General features: G+C 55.6%; 11 protein-coding genes. All 11 read right to left on the bottom strand.

Annotated features, from left to right (window positions below; all coding sequences use genetic code 11):
- Positions 1–105 precede the first annotated feature (105 nt).
- Entirely contained in the window at positions 106–699 is a 594-nt protein-coding gene (locus JYB85_RS00750) for an outer membrane beta-barrel protein (RefSeq protein WP_207380653.1), read from the bottom strand.
- A complete protein-coding gene (locus JYB85_RS00745) occupies positions 696–9,764 on the bottom strand; it encodes an Ig-like domain-containing protein (RefSeq protein WP_207380652.1) in 9,069 nt (3,022 codons plus the stop codon). Before JYB85_RS00745 ends, JYB85_RS00750 begins: the two co-directional genes overlap by 4 nt.
- Positions 9,761–10,948, bottom strand: coding sequence for a TIGR03032 family protein (locus JYB85_RS00740; protein ID WP_207380651.1), 1,188 nt, complete (start codon positions 10,946–10,948; stop codon positions 9,761–9,763). Before JYB85_RS00740 ends, JYB85_RS00745 begins: the two co-directional genes overlap by 4 nt.
- A 209-nt stretch (positions 10,949–11,157) precedes the next feature.
- Positions 11,158–12,285: a S8 family peptidase gene (locus JYB85_RS00735; RefSeq protein ID WP_207380650.1), complete on the bottom strand. Its 1,128-nt coding sequence runs from the start codon at positions 12,283–12,285 to the stop codon at positions 11,158–11,160.
- Between the two features lie 234 nt (positions 12,286–12,519).
- Positions 12,520–13,077, bottom strand: a complete 558-nt coding sequence (locus tag JYB85_RS00730) for a phage tail protein (protein WP_207380649.1) — start codon at positions 13,075–13,077, stop codon at positions 12,520–12,522.
- A 12-nt stretch (positions 13,078–13,089) separates the two neighbouring features.
- On the bottom strand, positions 13,090–13,620 hold the full coding sequence (locus tag JYB85_RS00725) for a phage tail protein (RefSeq protein WP_207380648.1): 531 nt from the start codon (positions 13,618–13,620) through the stop codon (positions 13,090–13,092).
- Positions 13,621–13,632: 12 nt separating this feature from the next.
- Positions 13,633–14,172, bottom strand: a complete 540-nt coding sequence (locus tag JYB85_RS00720) for a phage tail protein (protein ID WP_207380647.1) — start codon at positions 14,170–14,172, stop codon at positions 13,633–13,635.
- A gap of 43 nt (positions 14,173–14,215) precedes the next feature.
- Positions 14,216–14,512 (bottom strand): DUF6916 family protein, encoded by a 297-nt coding sequence (locus JYB85_RS00715; protein WP_207380646.1) that lies wholly within the window; start codon positions 14,510–14,512, stop codon positions 14,216–14,218.
- 100 nt (positions 14,513–14,612) lie between these two features.
- Complete coding sequence (locus JYB85_RS00710) at positions 14,613–15,125, bottom strand: GNAT family N-acetyltransferase (protein WP_207380645.1); 513 nt, start codon at positions 15,123–15,125, stop codon at positions 14,613–14,615.
- A 254-nt stretch (positions 15,126–15,379) separates the two neighbouring features.
- Entirely contained in the window at positions 15,380–15,985 is a 606-nt protein-coding gene (locus JYB85_RS00705; protein ID WP_207380644.1) for a sulfotransferase family 2 domain-containing protein, read from the bottom strand.
- Between the two features lie 5 nt (positions 15,986–15,990).
- The gene (locus tag JYB85_RS00700; protein ID WP_207380643.1) at positions 15,991–17,961 is read right to left on the bottom strand and encodes a phytanoyl-CoA dioxygenase family protein; all 1,971 of its coding nucleotides are present in this window, start codon (positions 17,959–17,961) and stop codon (positions 15,991–15,993) included.
- Positions 17,962–18,082: the final 121 nt, after the last annotated feature.

The raw sequence follows: 18,082 nt of genomic DNA, 5'->3' as shown, positions 1-18,082 counted from the left end.
CGCAACTGCAGTGTAGTTCTTACGCAACGTTGATCGGTCAGTTCAAGATGCAACATAAAAGAAGGCGCCATGGGCGCCCTCTTGTGCTGGGTTAAACAGACAACATCAGAAGCGGTAGCTGAGTCCCACCGACCAATCGTTCACGGTTTCATCCAGGTGGTAGTACCGATAGCGTACCGACGCCGACCACTGGGGTGACCAGTGGTAGCTGGCCCCGGCGCCAACGTACATGTCGGTGCCGTCGAAGTTGGTCTTCAGCGTCTCAGTGCCGTTGCTGCTCTTCACCTTCGACTCCCAGAAGAAGGCGCCCGCTTCGGCAAACAGCGAGAACTGCTCCGCCACCTGGAAGCGCAGGACACCGCCGAGCGTCACCCCTTCGGCCAGCAGCGGTGCTACTTCACGCACCTGCTGGTGATAGGCCTCAGGCGTGATGGTGTCGGTCTGCAGCACCAGGGTGCCCTCGCCCTGGTCCACATACCCCAGGGTCAAGCCGAAGTCGTCCGTCAGGGCGTAACCGAGCTCCACTCCCCAACTGGTGTCATTGTCATCAACACTCACTATATCGGCACTCTCTATGTCAGCACTGTCGCCGCGAAGGTCCGTCGAGGCCTGACCCAGCCACAGCCCCAGCTCGAAGGGCTCAGCCGTCACCGCCGTGCTCCACAGTGCCAATACGATTAACCCTGTCCCTATTCTCATTTGGCATTGACTCCCTGTTTATTGTTTTTCGACTGACGGCGCCAGAGGCCCAGCAGCAGCGCGCCCAGCGTCCAGAAGTGCAACGCACCGCCGGAGGAACGGTTGGTAATGGTCACCGTCTCCATCGCCGATACCGTTATGGTCACAGTGCCTTGCGCTTCGCCGCCGTCACCGTCGCTGATGCTGTAGCTCAGCGTATCCGTGCCGTCATAACCCACTGTCGGCGTATAAGTCAGGCTGTTGCCGGCGTTGATCACCACGGTGCCATGGAGCGCACTGGCCGCAGTCACCGTCAGCGCATCCGCATCCGGGTCGCTGTCGTTGGCCAGCACCTCGATAACCACGCTGTTGCCACTATGCACCGAGGCCGTATCAGGAGCCGCCACCGGCGCCTGGTTCGGCAACACAGACACGGTCACCTTGCCGCTGGCCGAGCCACCCTGGCCGTCACTGACACCGTAGCTCAGGTTCGCCTCACCCAGGTGGCCGGCTTCGGCCACATAGTGCAGTTGGTTGTCCACTATGCTCACCTGACCCAGGTCGGCATTCACGCTGGTCAACATCAGGCTGTCGCCGTCAACGTCGGTGTCATTGGCCAGCACATCAATGTCGATACTGGCGTTGCGCTTCATGGTCACCACATCGGCGGTCGTCATTGGCGCATTGTTGCTGCCGGCCGGCACCGCCAGACCACCCGGATCGTCGATGGCGCTGTTCACTTCGCCGTCGGCATCGTTCGGACCACCGTCCTCAATGGTCAACTGCACGCACCAGTGGCCTTCGGTCAGACCTGTGCTGTAAGCCGCATCACCCGGTGGTGGGCAGTAACCCTCGGCACCGGATGCCGAGGCCACGGCGTTGTTGGCATTAACCACGAAGTCCTGCCAACCACCCGGCATCAGCTTACGGTACACAGCATTGGCCGGCACCGGCGCAAACTGGGCCACCACTATGTTGACCGATTGACCCGACAGCGGCAGTTCCTCTACGTTGAAGTCGAACATACCGTTGCTGTAGCTGAAGCCGGTGTCGTCCGATGCACCTGCGCCCCCATGGCCATGGGTCCCCACATCGCTGTTGCTGACACCTGTGTCACTGCCGTTGGCGCGGAACGCCACATCCCCCAGGCTCAATGCCAGACCGGGTTCGGTTTCCATCAGGAAGCTGTTGCTGCTGCCCGGAGTCTCCTGCACCACGTTGCGGGCCAGGTTGACCGCATCCAGGTAATCCGGGATACCGTCACCATCCTTGTCACCCGCGCCTTCATCGTTATCGTTGATGCCGTCACCGTCGCTGTCGCCGGTATCCAGTGTCGGCAGCGCCGCCTCGACCCGCAGCTTCAGCCGGTCCATGCCTGTCTTGTCGCCGTCACTCACCGCCACCCGCAACTTGTAGAAGCCAGGTGACAGCGCCGATGGGTCAAAGCTGAAGGTGGTATCGTCACTGTCGCTGTCGACCAGCGCGTTATCACTCTGCGACCAGTCAAAGATGTGGCTGTCACTCGTGTTGGGGTCGGTGACAGTGGCTGTCACAGTCACCAAGCCACCGTCCTGACTGACAATGCGGGTCTGACTATCGCCCTGGGTGGCACTCAGTACCACACTGGGCGCCACGTTGCTCTCCACTATCGTCAGGGTATGACTGGCCTTGGGTCCGAGCACCGCATGGGTCGGGGCGCCCAGGGTCACCACCAGGGTCTCTGTGCCTTCGGTGCTGCCATCGTCCACCAGGTGCAGCGACACGGTTTTCTCCAGTTCACCCTGGTTGAACATCACGCTGCCATCCACCAAATCGTGATCTGCCCCATTGGTGGCTGCCGTGCCGCCAATGCTGTAGGGCACTTCCACCGGATAGCTCACCGCATTACCGTTCAAAATCACCCGGAAGCTCACGTCACTGCCTTCGGTGGCGGTCTGGTCTTTGCTCAGGCTCACCTGAGGCACTACGTTCACCGCCTGGGTCACAGACACAGTAGTGTCAGCGTCGGCGGCAGACCAGGTCACCTTGTGGGCGCCGGGCCGGAAGAAGCCACTGCTGTCCACCGTTACCGGCAGGCTCTCACCACCGGCCGTGGCCACCGCTGTGCCCATCTCAACCTTGGTAAACAAGCCGGAGGCATTGACGGTCACATCCGCCGGTGGTGTCAGCACTATCCCCGCTGCCGTGGAGCTGACAGTCAGGGTCGCCACCGCACTGCTTTCGGCCTTGGCCGCATCCCGCACTGTGTAGTTGACCACCACAGAGCCCTGATAGCCCAGGGGCGCACGGTAGCTGAGCTGGTTATCCACCACCTTGGCCTCGCCCAGGTTGGTGCTGACCTGATACAGGGTCAGGGCATCGCCATCGATGTCGGTGTCGTTGGCCAGCAAGTTGAAGGCGCTGAACTGCCCCGAATCACTGCCGAGCTCAAAGGCATCCGCCACCGCCACCGGCGCGTCGTTGACCGGGGTCACCATGATGCTGACCGTAGCTGTGCCTGAGCTCAACGAGCCATCGGATACGCTGTAGCTGAAGCTGTCATCGCCGTTAAAGTCGGCATTGGGGGTGTACAGCCACAGCGACCCTTGCTGCAGCAGCTCACCGTTGACAGGCTCGGTCACCAGGGTCACTGTCAGGGTGTCCTGGTCCGGATCTGTCGCATCCAGCTCTATCGCTATGCTGCTGTCTTCATCGACACTGACCTGGCTGTTATTGGCCACCGGCGCCTTGTTGGCCGCCACCACCGCCTCGGTCTGGGCCGAGTCGACGGCTTCGGCGGTACCATGGCCGTCGGTGTAACCGGCGCGAACGCTGATGCGGCTGCCAATATCGGCGGCAACCAGCAGATAGCTGCTGCCACTGGCGTTGGCAATCACGGCGTTCTCGCGCAACCACTGGAAGCTTACGGCTCCCAGACCGTCATCGTCGGCCAGGTTGTGGCTGGCGGTCAGGGTTTCCCCTTCCAGCGCCACCCCGCTGATGGACACAGTCCCGGTGGGCGCATCGTTGATGTTGGTCACCGCCGCCGTCGCGGCCGAGGTCACACTCTCGGACGTGCCCTGACCATCTGTGTAGCTGGCGGTCACAGTCATCAGGCCACCCACGTCCACATCACCCAGCAGATAGCTGGCGGCAGTAGCACCCAAGACAGGCACGCCGTTGCGGTTCCACTGGTAGCTGATGGTGCCCAGACCCTCCACGTCTGCGAGCGTGTTGCTGGCGGTGAGCATGGCATCCTCAACGGCCATTCCTGAGATGGTCACACTGCCGGTCGGCGCATCATTGACCGGGGTCACGCTGACCGTGGCCTGACTCATGCTGCCGTTTGCCAAGCCATCGCTCGGTGCGGCGCTGAGGACGATGTTCACGGTTTGATCCTGCGCTGTGGTAATGGCCACCGCGTTGGCGTTGTCGAGGAAGGTATTCAGATCTGCCGCCAGCCCTGTCAGCACCATGGCATCTGTGCCCGAGCCCACTACTGTGACATTACCGCTGTTGCCCAGGGGCGATGTCAGGGTACCGCTGTCCACCGACAACACCAGGTTCAGCAGGTCATTATCGGCATCGGCCAGTACCACAGCCGACAGGTCGATATTGCTGACCTCATCTTCCACTATGGTGAAACTGGCAGGCATGCCCGTCAGGGTTGGCGTCCGGTTTTCATTCACAGTGATGCTCACCGACTGGGCAGTCACCTCGGTGGCATTGCCACTGGAGACAGAGTCGATGTCGACCGCAATGGTTTCGCCGTCATCACTCACCACGTCATCAATGGCGGTGACACTCAGGGTGCTGCTGTCTGAACCTGCGGGTACGGTCAGGGTCAAGGTACCCTCGGTGAAGTTGCTGCCAAGCAGACCGTAATCGCTGTTCAATGTCGCAGTGCCACTCAGGGCCAATATCACGTCCACATCCGACAGGGCGACAAAGGCATTGCCACCGTCGTCCTGCAGCGACAGGGTCACTGTTGCGGTTTCGCTGTGGGGCTCACTGATCTCTGTCTTGTCGACACTGAGCACCAGCTTGGGTCGTACCAGGAAGTTGAGTGTGGTGTCATCATTGATACCCGCATAGGCATTGCCGTTGCTGTCGGTGATGGCGCCGCTGTCAATATGGATGGCGTAATGCTTACCGGTCCGCAGCGCCGCACCGGGGGTGATGGTCAGGGCACTGCCCAGCACCGCCACCGAGCCGCCGTTATCGCCCATACCTGTGCCGGCATCAAAGCTCTCGAAGCTGCTGCCGCCCGCCTCTTGCAGGCTGATGCTGCCGCTGCCAAGTTGTACCGTCTCACTGAAGTTCAGTACCGGCGTGACCGTAGTGGCCACATTGACCTCGTCATCGAAGGGCGATGAGCTACTTAAGGTCGGTGCCGACACATCGGCGTTGATGCTGAACTGGGTCGCGGCCGTGTTGCCGTTGCCGGCCGCATCGGTAAACACACCACCTGCCACATCAACCGTCACAGAACCATCAGCGCTTGGGGTCACGACCAGGGTGTAACTGGTGCCACTGCCACTGAAGCTGCCCTTACTGCCGTTGCCGACCGTGATGTCATCCACGGTGAAGTCTGAGCTGCTTTCACTTAAGGTGAAGGTCACATCAAATTGACCGTTGACCGTGCCGGAAGCCGTACTGGAAATGGCCACGCTGGGGGCAGTGACATCGGCCGCAATACTGAACTGGGTAGCGGCGTTGTTGCCATTGCCGGCTGCATCGGTAAAGGTACCACCTGCCACATCGACAGTGACAGCGCCATCGGCGGAAGGCGTCACCGTCAGTGTATAGCTGCTACCACTGCCACTTAAGGCGCCCTTGGTGCCGTTACCCACCGTGATGTCATCCACAGTGAAGTCGGTGCTGCTCTCGCTCAGGGTAAAGGTCACGTCAAACGGGCCGTTGACCGTGCCGGAAGAACTGGAACCAATAACCACACTGGGCCCAGTGACATCTGCGGCGATGCTGAACTGGGTTGCCGCCGTGTTGCTGTTGCCGGCCGCATCGGTAAACACTCCGCCCGCCACATCAACCGTCACCTGGCCATCGGCGCTTGGGGTCACAGTCAGGCTGTAGCTGCTGCCGCTGCCACTCAAGGCGCCCTTGGTGCCATTGCCGACAGTGATGTCGGCCGCATCGAAGTCTGTACTGCTTTCGCTCAGGGTAAAGGTCACATCAAACTGACCATTGACCGTACCCGAGGCGGTGCTGGAAATTGCAATGCTTGGTGGGGTGATATCGGCATTGATGCTGAACTGGGTCGCAGCCGTGTTGCCGTTGCCGGCCGCATCGCTGAACACGCCTCCAGCCACATCAACCGTCACCGCGCCATCGCCTGAAGGGGTCACAGCCAGGGTGTAACTGGTGCCACTGCCACTGAAGCTGCCCTTACTGCCGTTGCCGACCGTGATGTCGGCAGCAGTGAAGTCGCTGCTGCTTTCGCTCAGAGTGAAGGTCACATCAAACTGACCGTTCACTGTTCCCGAGGAAGTGGAGCTGATGGCAACGGTCGGGACAACCGCATCCACCAGCACACTGGTGGTTGAACCCACAGAATTCAGCGTCAGGTTCATATCGTTGCCAACGGAGTCTTTCAAGGTGCCACCGTTGGCTGCAAGAGCGCCTACCGCAATACCATTGATATCTTCATCACCGGATTGCACTGTGTATCTGAACAACAGGGCACTGGTGCCGCTGCCCGAGACATAGACGGCCTGGCGGGTGGTTGCACCTATGGTGATGGCCATTTGTGGCGTGCCGCCGCCTGTGTTGACCGTGACGTTTTCACTGGTATTGACGGTGAAATCCAGGTTCTGTCCGGCGATATAGGTGCCGTTGGCAGGCACACTGACCGAGGACACTGTAGGTGCAACTGCATCCACCAGCACACTGGCAGTTGATCCCACCGAATTAAGAGTAGTGTTGAGATCGTTGGTTGCGGCATCACGCAGGGTGCCACCGTTGGCTGAGAGTGAACCTACGGTAATGCCATCGGTATCCAGATCGCCCGATTGCACTGTGTATCTGAAAACCAAGGCACTGGAGCCACTGCCCGCCAGGTAGGTGGCTTGCCGTGTTGTTGTGCCTATGGTGATGGCTATTTGCGGCGTGCCACCGCCGGTATTCACCGTTACGTTATCATCCATGTTGACGGTGAAATCCAGATTCTGTCCGGCGATATAGGTGGCGTTGGCCGGCACGCTGACCGAGGACACTGTCGGTGCAACCGCATCCACCAGCACACTGGTGGTTGAAGCTACCGAATTGAGGGTGGTGTTAAGATCATTGGCTGCGGCATCCCGCAAGGTGCCGCCATTGGCGGAAAGCGCCCCGACAGCTATGCCATCGGTATCCAGTTCGCCCGATTGCACTGTATATCTGAATAGCAGCGCGCTGGTGCCGCTGCCCGAGACATAGACGGCCTGACGCGTCGTGGCGCCTATGGTGATGGCAATTTGTGGCGTGCCACCGCCGGTGTTCACCGTGACAGCCTCGCTGGTATTCAGGGTGAAATCCAGGTTCTGCCCGGCAATATAGGTGCCGTTGGCCGGTACACTGACCGAGGACACCGTCGGTGCTAACGCATCCACCAGCACACTGGTGGTTGAACCCACTGAATTCAGCGTCAGGTTCATATCGTTGCCAACGGAGTCTTTCAAGGTGCCACCGTTGGCTGCAAGAGTGCCTACCGCAATACCGTCGCTGTCGGCGTCGCCTGACTGTACTGTGTAACGGAACACCAGGGCACTGGTACCGCTGCCCGACTGGTAAACTGCCTGCCGGGTGGTTGCACCTATGGTGATGGCCATTTGTGGCGTGCCACCGCCTGTGTTCACTGTGACGTTTTCACTGGTATTGACGGTGAAATCCAGGTTCTGTCCAGCGACGTAGGTGCCGTTGGATGGGACTGTCACCGAAGAAACGGTAGGCACTATCGCATCCACCAGGACGTTGGTGGTTGACCCCACGGAGTTTAAGGTGACATTCATATCGTTGAGGGCGGCATCACGCAGGGTGCCACCGTTGGCTGATAAGGTGCCAACGGCAATGCCATCGCTGTCCAAATCGCCCGACTGTACTGTGTATCTGAAAACCAGCGCACTGGTGCCACTGCCCGACAGGTAAGTTGCCTGACGCAAGGTGGCGCCTATGGTGATGCCCAGTTGTGGTGTGCCACCTCCGGTGTTAACGGTCACAGCCTCACTGGCGTTAATGATGAAGTTCAGATTCTGTCCGGCGATATAAGTGGCGTTGGCCGGCACGCTGACCGAGGACACTGTCGGTGCAACCGCATCCACCAGCACACTGGTGGTTGCCCCCACCGAATTGAGGGTGGTGTTGAGATCATTGGCTGCGGCATCCCGCAAGGTGCCGCCATTGGCGGAAAGCGCCCCGACAGCTATGCCGTCGGTATCCAGTTCGCCCGATTGCACTGTATATCTGAATAGCAGCGCGCTGGTACCACTGCCCGAGACATAGACGGCCTGACGCGTCGTAGCGCCTATGGTGATGGCAATTTGTGGCGTGCCACCGCTGGTGTTCACCGTGACAGCCTCGCTGGTATTCAGGGTGAAATCCAGGTTCTGCCCGGCAATATAGGTGCCGTTGGCCGGTACACTGACCGAGGACACTGTCGGTGCTAACGCATCCACCAGCACACTGGTGGTTGAACCCACAGAATTCAGCGTCAGGTTCATATCGTTGCCAACGGAATCTTTCAAGGTGCCGCCGTTGGCGGACAGTGCCCCTACCGCAATACCATCGCTGTCGGCGTCGCCTGACTGTACTGTGTAACGGAACACCAGTGCACTGGTGCCGCTGCCCGACTGGTAAACTGCCTGGCGGGTGGTTGCGCCTATGGTGATGGCCATTTGTGGCGTGCCACCGCCTGTGTTCACTGTGACGTTTTCACTGGTATTCACTGTGAAATCCAGGTTTTGTCCGGCGACATAGGTGCCGTTGGCCGGAACAGTCACCGAAGAGACTGTAGGCACTATCGCATCCACCAGGACGTTGGTGGTTGACCCCACGGAGTTTAAGGTGACATTCATATCGTTGAGGGCGGCATCACGCAGAGTGCCACCATTGGCTGATAAGGTGCCAACGGCAATGCCATCACTGTCCAAATCGCCCGATTGCACAGTGTATCTGAATAGCAAGGCACTGGTGCCACTGCCCGACAGGTAAGTAGCCTGACGCAAGGTGGCACCTATGGTGATGCCCAGTTGTGGTGTGCCACCTCCGGTATTCACGACCACAGCCTCACTGGCGTTAATAATGAAGTTCAGATTCTGTCCGGCAATATAAGTGGCGTTGGCCGGTACACTTACCGAGGTCACGGTTGGGGCGATTTCATCCACATCTGTGACCGTAATTGTGATGTTCTGATTGGTTGAACCATCACTGTCCGTCGCAGTGATGGTCAATTGATACACATTGTCCGTATTGCTATCCGTGGGGCTTTCAAAATTCGGCGGCGAAATAAAAGTCAGCACCCCCGTGCTGGAATTCAGGTTAAAAACACTGGCATCCGTCCCGCTCTTGCCGTAGGAAATACCGGAATCGGCGCCTCCACCATCACCGTCGTTTGCATTGATATCCAAAACTGTCCCGGTGCCATTTTCGGCAAAGTTTGCGCTAGCGGCATTGGTAAACACAGGATTGTTGCCGCCGACGGCACAGCTGTTGTTGGTTGGGAACCATTGTCCGCCAACCGCAGCGGTACAGGTTGTTTGGTTATACCAGGTAACACAGTTGTTGCCATTGACCAAACAGGACGCAGCAAACTCTTTTCTAAGCCCTTGATCACCACTCACACTGGAATCAAGACTGTGCTGAACCTCAAGCAGGCCTTGTTGTTGCAAAAACGCCAGGGTGGCTTGGGCCGTCGATAGGTCTTGGGTACGCTGAGCTCCGGTAAAGGCCGCAAATGGGTTAGGTGTTAACTCCACTTGTCGCGTGGTGTTGATTTCGGCGCTGGCAGAATGGCTTGTTCTGCGGCTGGAGCTGACACCGGCAAAGGCACCGTTGGCCAACAATGCCGGAATCAAGGCACCCAGCATCTTTTTCTTTGATGCCAACAATGTCATAACCTTATCTCCTGTCTGAATTCAAACAGATGCCGAGTCAGCGCATCTTCCTGGCGGGCCAATTCAGGCACCCGACAATGAGGGATCACGGCAATGTCATAAATTTGCTCAACATCACCTGTAAATTGCAGGTTGGCCAATTGAGTGCCTGTTTCAGGGTCAAGCAACCAAATGCCACAAATACTATTTCCCGGGGGAAGTTCTGTCTGAAGAGGAATCGTTGCGGCTCGTTCCGATGCTCTTAATTTGCTGGTGCAGACCAACATAAGTTCGCCGACAAAAGTGATTCCCCGGGTAAATCCCGGTAACTTGCACAGGGTGCGGGTTTGCCTGTTTTTGGGGTTATATATCTGAATCTCGCCCGTGCCCGAATTGCAGAAATACACCTGACCGGCATAACAGCGGGGCGAATGCGGCATGATAAGGCCGGTTAGCAGTGTTTCCCCGGACTTGACGTCAATGAGGGTGCCATCCAATTGAGGGGACTCTTGCCATGAATCCTGGCTGTTCGCCTGATTGAATGTGGTGACATACCTGGGCTCGCCGTCGAGCATGGCCATGCCATTCAGGTGGCACCTGTCTTCGGGTTGCAATTCGGTGATAAAAGGTGGGATCCAGCGTGCAATAAAATTGTATTCAGGATCCAGAGTCGCCAAACAGGAAAAGGTGGAATTAACGACCCACAGTCCCTCGTTGCCCCAAGCAATGTCGTGGATATTGATCATGCCCGTATTCAGGGATGCCCGTTGCACAAACAAGGCGTCGGCATTTTTAATTTCGTCCAGCTGTTCGGCTCTTCGGGCAAGGTATTGCTGAACAGAATCGCTATCACGCTCCTGCAATTTACTCGGCAACTGACTCGAGTCATCCAGCAGGCCATCTCTGATCTTGTGCAATATGCTGTCGCTGCGTTTGAAATCTATGACCTGATTAAGGGTGCCAAGAGTAATACGTTGCCCATCGGAGTAGATCCCCATAGGTCTGGGATAAGTGTTTAGATTCGTATCGAGCCGACCTTCTTGGGTTCTGATCAGTATCAGTTGCTGGGACTGGTAGCTGGTTACGGCCAGGGATATGTTAAGAGCATCCAGAATAGCGGGCAGGTTGTCGCTATGGCGACTTGAAAAATTGAAATCCTCTTTGATGACTTCGCTGGATAGCGCCACATTGTTATTATTATCCATGGATTTATTGACCTTCCTTAGCCTCAATATTTTTTGGCTTGCCGATTCAGCCCGGATGCTGACTGCCGGCTTTACATTATTTGCACCCGGGCATAATCCAATTACACCAAGCCCAAGTATTCATTTTTATGTATGCATTTAACACGCTAGTTAAAATTAGAAGGGGTTTGATAGAGACGCAAGGTATAACAAAGAGAAAGAAGTAAATATCATCTGGCCACGTCGGGCTTTCCGAGCTGATTCATCACCTCAACCAATTCACTCCGGGAAGGTCTGCGCCCCAAGCGCAATTGATGGGCTATCACACCGGATACAAATGCGGCCGAAGAGGAAGTGCCACCTAACAGGCCATAGCCCTTGGGCGTAACACTTTTGAGGCCAAAGGGAGCATAGAGATCAACACAGTTTCCGCGGTTTGAAAAAGCCGCAACGTCACCATTGCGATTTCTGGCGCCAACGGTCAACACGGATGCAATAGTGGTCAATGCGTTTTTTTCACACGCATCCAGGCCGAGATTTCCGGCCGCGACCACTATATAAGGCGCACTGGGTTCCTTAAGCATGTCCTCCAGCAATTCCGCCAGGGGCTGGGGCAAGAAAGGCAGAGTCCAGCTGACATTGATAATATCGGCGCGCATCATTCTGGCCACCGAAAACGCCAGTATCATGTCGGACGTCCAGGTGCTGACCTGACGAATGGCAATGATACCTGCATCCGGAGCCAGACCTTCTGCACCTTTATTATCCTGTTTGGCACCAAGAATACCGGCAACCATGGTACCGTGAAAATCTGCCGGGCTTTTGGGTGAGGCATCGGCCTGCCGGGTGTCTGCATCGTAGGAAAACAGCACCTCCAGCTCGGAAAACTCGTTGTGATTGAAGTCAAAACCATCATCAATAATGGCAATGCGCGCTTGGTAGCAGTGCGGGTTACATGGGGGTTGGGGGATAAAGGGCTGCAGTGGTGAAACCTGAGCTGTGCTCTGAGTTGTGGCAGAGTAATTTTTGGCTTCTTGCGCCAGATCGGGCTGCACAAGACGGATCCCGCGGTGCTGCGCCAACAAGGTGAATACCTGAGTCCTGGCGCCCGGAGTCAAGGTCAGCAAAAAAACGTCTTCTTTTGCCAGGCTCGCAAGTTGTTGCACTTTCACTATGCCGGGATGGACTTGCTGGAGGGTGTCGGCGCCAAGCGATGTTAGAACGATCAAGCGTTCGCTGACCTGAAACTTAATCCCCAGACTGCTCTGAAAAAAAGGCGCATCTTCATTGCGGCTCAGCTCAATCCTCTCTCCAAGATTGAAAAAGCCTATGGTTTCATCGGCTTCTTTTGCGGCCAATTCTCCCGAACAAAGAGGCAATAAGGGAAGCGCGGCCAGCAAGTACATTAATCGACAGGTCACATACATGGTATTCAATTGCTATCCAAGCGCACTTAGTTCAAGAAAACAATACAGAAAAGGGTATTGATGTCATAGCTTCAATACCCTTTTCTGTCACAGCGGCATGATTCGGCAGCCACATTTATCCCGGTGAAAAGGCCTTCGGCAACCATAACGCCGAAGGCCACACGCTTAACTGCGGGGAGGAAAGTAGCCATCCATGGCAATCATAAATCTTAGTGCCAGGAAGGGTTGACGGTTTTCATGTTCGGCGGCGTATGGCTGACTGCTACAGTTGCCAACAGCGTCGTTGTCAAACATGGTTTGACCTTCACCGGGCGGATTACGCAAATAGCTGGGCGTTGACGCACCGGTACCGTCAAATGCGGTAGAAATAAAACTGTTTTCAGCAATTGAGGTTTGTTCACCGAAATTGCCCACTCGGGCCGCAACACTATGCTCATGACTCGGCAACTCGCTCTCACTCAGTGCGACAAAGGGGGTGCCATAGTTCTGAGCCAAAAAGCGTTGGGTTAAACCGGGGCTGGCCCCCGCAGAAAATACGGTTCTGCCCATCAGGTTGGGTAATCCGAAGCTAACCCGACCGTCACCGCCATACAGGGTTCCTATAATGGCAAACAGTGCTTGATTCTGAGATATCGGTACAACCTGCCCCTGACAGCTGCTCCACAGGTAGGGGGTAAAGTTGGCGGCGGTTATCCGCACTTCTCCTATAAAACAATCGGCCATTTTCTTTGCTCCTTAACTTCTGGATGGGTATGTGCCGACAATACACATAATGAAATTCAAACACAGTGTCGGCATGACATTTGAGTGGGCATCCCCGGTTCCAGAGGAAGTAATGATTCCATTGTACATAGGGCCACTAAAACGCGACTCGGAAGTGCTTGCCAAAAAATGCTCCCCTGAACCCAAGAGCGCCTGCTGTGCGCTGAGCAGATTCGCATCCTCGTTACTGACATTAAGCGGGTGATTGTGAGCCGGAATTTGCTGCTCAGTCAGTGTCACCCTTTCGACCCCCATCACGGTGCCGGCAGGGTACGTGGTGCTGCCTGCGGGCCCGGAACCTGCTATCCCCTGCCCCACGGGAATGTATCCCCTGTAGTCAGGGAGCCTGAACGTTGTGCGGCCATCACCACCGAAGCTGGTACCAAGCAAAGAAAATAATGCCTCATTGCCACTTATCTGCAGCAACTGACCTTGGCAAAAGGTCCACTTTGCGGGCGCGTAAGAACCCGCGAATAACGTTATTTGCCCGAGAAAACCTTCCATTGTTTGTCTCCTTTAATTCCGGCTCGGATAAATGCCATCAATTGCTATGGCAAAACGAATCGACAGACTGGGCTGCACATTGAAGTGTGATTGGCCACCGCCAGTTGAGCTAATACTCGCATCATTCAACTTGGAAGTAGCACCGCCGTTACGTGCATATAAAGGCGTCACCGGAGGTGTCGCAAACTGGAAACTGCTGCTCGAAAGGATGGGAAGTGCAATATCTGCCGTTGAGGAACTTGCCCACATCTCGTGATTATGGGCTATTTGATCTGTATCCAGGGTTACCTGGCTCAGGCCACCGGCTTGCCCTTGATCATAGCTGAGCATGTAGCCTGGATACGGGTAGTTTCCGATACCAAGAGGCGTTCGACCTCTCAAGTCCGGAAGTGCAAAATTGGTCCTGCCATCGCCGCCGTACATTGAACCCAACAGACTGAACAATGCGGGCTGAGAAGCGGTGGTGATAAGCTGTCCTTCACACAATGACCAGTCCACAGGGGCAAATATTGTTGCCCACATGTTGATCTGACCGATAAAAGGCTCTGACATGGTATTTCTCCTTACTCGTTCCGATACGCTGGTTTTCGTTGGCTTAGCTGGTCTTCTTCCTTGAGACTATGATTTGGTACTTATCTATGTCGTAGGGGGACATATACAAAAGCACCTCACCAAAGGCGTCATGCTTGAACAGGTAGGTCGATTCAGGAAGGTGCGCCTCAGGCAGGCCCGACAATTCAACCGACATACTGCTGAATTCAGCCGAGTTCAATTTGCCATCGGACACTTTTTCCACTACCAGTTCGGCCAATTCCCCGCCGCTGTCTGCTTTGCAGGCCGTGATGCTCTTTCCAATCAAACCCTCGAGTGTTTCCTTGGTGAATTTTTCCATCATCCTTTTTCCTTTGTTGACGGTTCAGACAAGGCATAAGCGACCAACATCGCAATTACTGGCGCTTTTGCCGCAGGTTTTTAAAGCTTGTTTTCTTGCTTCAGCTGCTGCTCGCGACCTTATTGACCGGTGGATACCAGCTCATCAGGTAATAGGGCTCCTGATAGCACTCCACGGTAAAGCCAAGCGCAGCATAGAGTTGCATTGCAGCCTGATTTTGCTGCAATACGGTCAGAGTCATGGGCACACCCGACTGGGCAGCCGCCTGTTGGAAAGACTGGATTATCGCGCGACCGAAGCCATGTCCCCTGGCCTGGGGCATGAAGGCAATATCGACGAGTCTGACCTCATTGTGTCCGAAATCCACCGTCGCCTTGCCTATGGGCTCCCAATGTTTCTCTATGATGAAGTACATGGCATTGGGGTATTTATCACCATACCCTTGGGTTTGTGCCCGGTATTGCATAGCCAGGATAGATTCAATGAAGTCACGCTCACCGTCGATCAATTGCAGATCCTGTCGGCTGGCATGGTGAAGCTTTTCCAAGAACACTTTATCTGTGGGACGGGACGGACGAATGTGTAACCCGTTTGGGGGGATGAATTTTTGCATCTGCTTCCCTGCTGCATTTTTATTTTCTTGAAGCAACAAACAATTGCTGCTTGGGTGTAAATAACTGTAGAACAGGGTTTGAGAAATGCAGGAAATTTTTAAATTGGCCGATTTTTCTTGCTGTGGTCGCAAGGCTTATCGGGAATGCCGGCCGCTTTTGCTCCGGCATTTTATCCCTCGTCTGCCCTTTACAGTCGCTGACTGCCGTTCCATCTAAAAGCAATCTGTGATGCGGCCAACATTAAAGGCAGGGTTTATTTGAGCCGAGGGAGAAAGGGAGAATCTGGGTAGTTGAAATACCGGATATCCCTGGCACAGAGGCGCGCCACAGCCTGAAAGGGATACTCACTATAGGCCTCTGGCAACGACGAGCCTGCAACATCATTAAGGTGCGGAATAGTCACCCCTTCCAGCCCCAAGTCGCTGCACAGCCGAGTCACCTCTTGCCGATAATTCTCAAATCTGAGCACTTTGTTAGTGATGAGGCGACCAGAGCGGCTCAGGATGTAGTCCAGCTGATTGAAATGGAAATTGTCGACTTGGTGCATGCGGGGCTTTTGATGTTCAAGGGCCTGGATAAAATCATCAAAAGTCTGGTTGGGCCTGCAAAGCGCAGGTGCATAGTGGTTGATTAATTTGTACCAAGAATAAATTCTGCTCCAGGGACTTCGGATCACCGTAAAGATGAGATAGCTCTGATAGGACTCGAAAAAAGTCTCACCTTCGGTATGTGCACCACTATGCTGAAACCCAAGCGGTTGGCAATCCTTCACCCGCGCCAGCAATAGCTGCCTGAGGCTGGTACCTCCGGTTCTGGGAATGTGGATGAAGATGAAGCGCTTTTGATGGCTGATCAACACGACACTTATCTCAGCGGCCGCATGTTGAGGTATTGCACCAAGCGTGGTCGACTCGCTCGATTCGGACTGCTGCCATGGGGCAGCGCCTGGTGCCAGACAATCAAACTGCCAGCCTCGGCCGCAATGGGTTTGACGTCCCAAAGGCGCCAGTCCTGGTCTTGGGGATCGGCGCCCTCAGGCAGACTTTTCAGCCAGGTGTCGATTTTGCGATGAAACCCCGGCACGCAGCAGAAGGCACCCTGATCAGCGGCCACATCGGCCAAATAAAGCAATCCCTGGGTACCGAAAGCTATCGGCTTGCTGAAATCCAAGTCCCAATGCAGGTCTGGTCCGGGAAACTGCCAGGCCGGATTTTCCGGCGGGTTGAATCCCATTCTGTCGGTACTCATCCAGAGTCTGTCCGTTTGCCACAGATCTTCGAATATGGCGCGGATTGCAGGTGTATTTCTGATCTCATCCTGAAGTGGATGCTCAAACAGCTGCACCATGATCTTTTGCATTTTTCCTGTCATCCTGTACCAGGTGTCCGGTTTGTCGGGCTGCATTTCCAGAAAGTCGTACAGCATTTGACATGCCCGTTCACAGAGCCCCTTGTCCAGCACATTTGGGATCACCAAAAAGCCATGCTCCTGCCAATGCTCCAGCTGCTCCCGGGTCAGGACCTGGCGTGACTCGACCGGATTACTGCCTGACGCTGCGTGAGCAGCATAAAATTGACTGACCCGCGCGTTTACCCCTGCTACCAGGGCTTGGTCGAACGCTACGCCCAGGCTTTGCAACGCCCCAAGCTCAAACTCCTCAAAGGTGCGGCAGCTGTACAGGGCCTGCAGTCCCGGTTCCAACCCCAGTCTCAGTTCATCAAACAGCATCAGATCCAGTGCCCACTCGCTCTCCCTGATGGTCTGGTCCAATAACCCCTTCTTGCTCAACTGGCATTTGCCGAACATCCGTTTGAGCTGATACAGCCCCGAAGTGCCTGTTTCTTGATAGTCAGGCAACACAGGCTTGTGCTCAGGGTAATGCCAAATGAACTCGGGAAACGGCTGCTGTCGGTAATTGAACTGCAGCAGATCGCCGGGCTGAAACGTTTGATCGTGCCGATAAACGGGCAGGTTCAAGCTGCACTGATTTTCAGACAGGCTGTGGTCGCCATACACCTCTATATCCGTGGTCAGCTTGAGGCTGGGCTGGGCGGGAATGGCGTCGGGTATGACCAAGGTGCCAGACAAACATTCGCGTTTGCCCTGGTGCAGCTGCGCCGCGCTGTGCCGGTCAAGGCGGAAAAAAGTGCCCATATTGAGCAGGCTCCCACTTGTCCCCAAACCATACAGCCAGGCACCCAGACGGATTTCCTTGGGGATCAGCTCGCCGTCAGGATGCAGAAATTGCTGCAGATGGCTGAAGATCCACACCTGGGGCTCGCGCCACAGCAGGGTGTTCATGGTTTCGGAAACGATCAGATCAAACGTCTCTCCGTCCCCCGGACACCACCGGGTGGCGTCGGCCAGGACAACCCCAGCGACCCTATGGCGGATATTGAATAATTCAACCAAGCGATTGACCGAGCTGACATTCTCCTCATGAATATCCAGCAGGGTCACTGTCACGTCGGCATCCGGATTCAGCGCCAACCAGGGGAGCATTAACAGGCCATAGGGTCCTGTACCTGCATAAAGTATGTTCACCGGGGATCCGAAAGCCAATTTATCGCTAATTGCCTCGGCCACGCCCTGCATAAATACCTGGGTACGAGTGGTTTCCAGCAGACATTTGGCGGCTTGCACCGGTGAAATAGCTATGCCCTGGGAGGTGTCTATATCGTGCCATTCGTTCATGTCGGCATGGGCCGAAATGCCCGTCAGCTGAGCCAGTAGCTCAGCCATAGCCTGGGTATGGGGGTGGTTCAAACCGACATCGACAGGGTTATGCAGCAGGCTGGAAGCATGTTCCAACAGGGAGGTCAGCGTTGCATTCATCTCAGTTCCTTCTGATAGCTCTTGCTACGAAAATGGCTAGCTTATTGTTTTTTATTTCAAAAATTAGGATAGATGAATTTGAGTTCCCGACAAGTTCTGCTAAATAAATAACTCACTGGAA

Origin of the sequence: Shewanella sedimentimangrovi (genome assembly GCF_017354965.1) — a bacterium.
Lineage (GTDB): Bacteria > Pseudomonadota > Gammaproteobacteria > Enterobacterales > Shewanellaceae > Shewanella > Shewanella cyperi.
This window is presented reverse-complemented; position numbering and strand designations above follow the sequence as displayed.

Coding starts and splice junctions, on each gene's coding strand:
- JYB85_RS00750 (WP_207380653.1), bottom strand. CDS start 699: ATGAGAATAGGGACAGGGTTAATCGTATTGGCACTGTGGAGCACGGCG.
- JYB85_RS00745 (WP_207380652.1), bottom strand. CDS start 9,764: ATGACATTGTTGGCATCAAAGAAAAAGATGCTGGGTGCCTTGATTCCG.
- JYB85_RS00740 (WP_207380651.1), bottom strand. CDS start 10,948: ATGGATAATAATAACAATGTGGCGCTATCCAGCGAAGTCATCAAAGAG.
- JYB85_RS00730 (WP_207380649.1), bottom strand. CDS start 13,077: ATGGCCGATTGTTTTATAGGAGAAGTGCGGATAACCGCCGCCAACTTT.
- JYB85_RS00725 (WP_207380648.1), bottom strand. CDS start 13,620: ATGGAAGGTTTTCTCGGGCAAATAACGTTATTCGCGGGTTCTTACGCG.
- JYB85_RS00720 (WP_207380647.1), bottom strand. CDS start 14,172: ATGTCAGAGCCTTTTATCGGTCAGATCAACATGTGGGCAACAATATTT.
- JYB85_RS00715 (WP_207380646.1), bottom strand. CDS start 14,512: ATGGAAAAATTCACCAAGGAAACACTCGAGGGTTTGATTGGAAAGAGC.
- JYB85_RS00710 (WP_207380645.1), bottom strand. CDS start 15,125: ATGCAAAAATTCATCCCCCCAAACGGGTTACACATTCGTCCGTCCCGT.
- JYB85_RS00700 (WP_207380643.1), bottom strand. CDS start 17,961: ATGAATGCAACGCTGACCTCCCTGTTGGAACATGCTTCCAGCCTGCTG.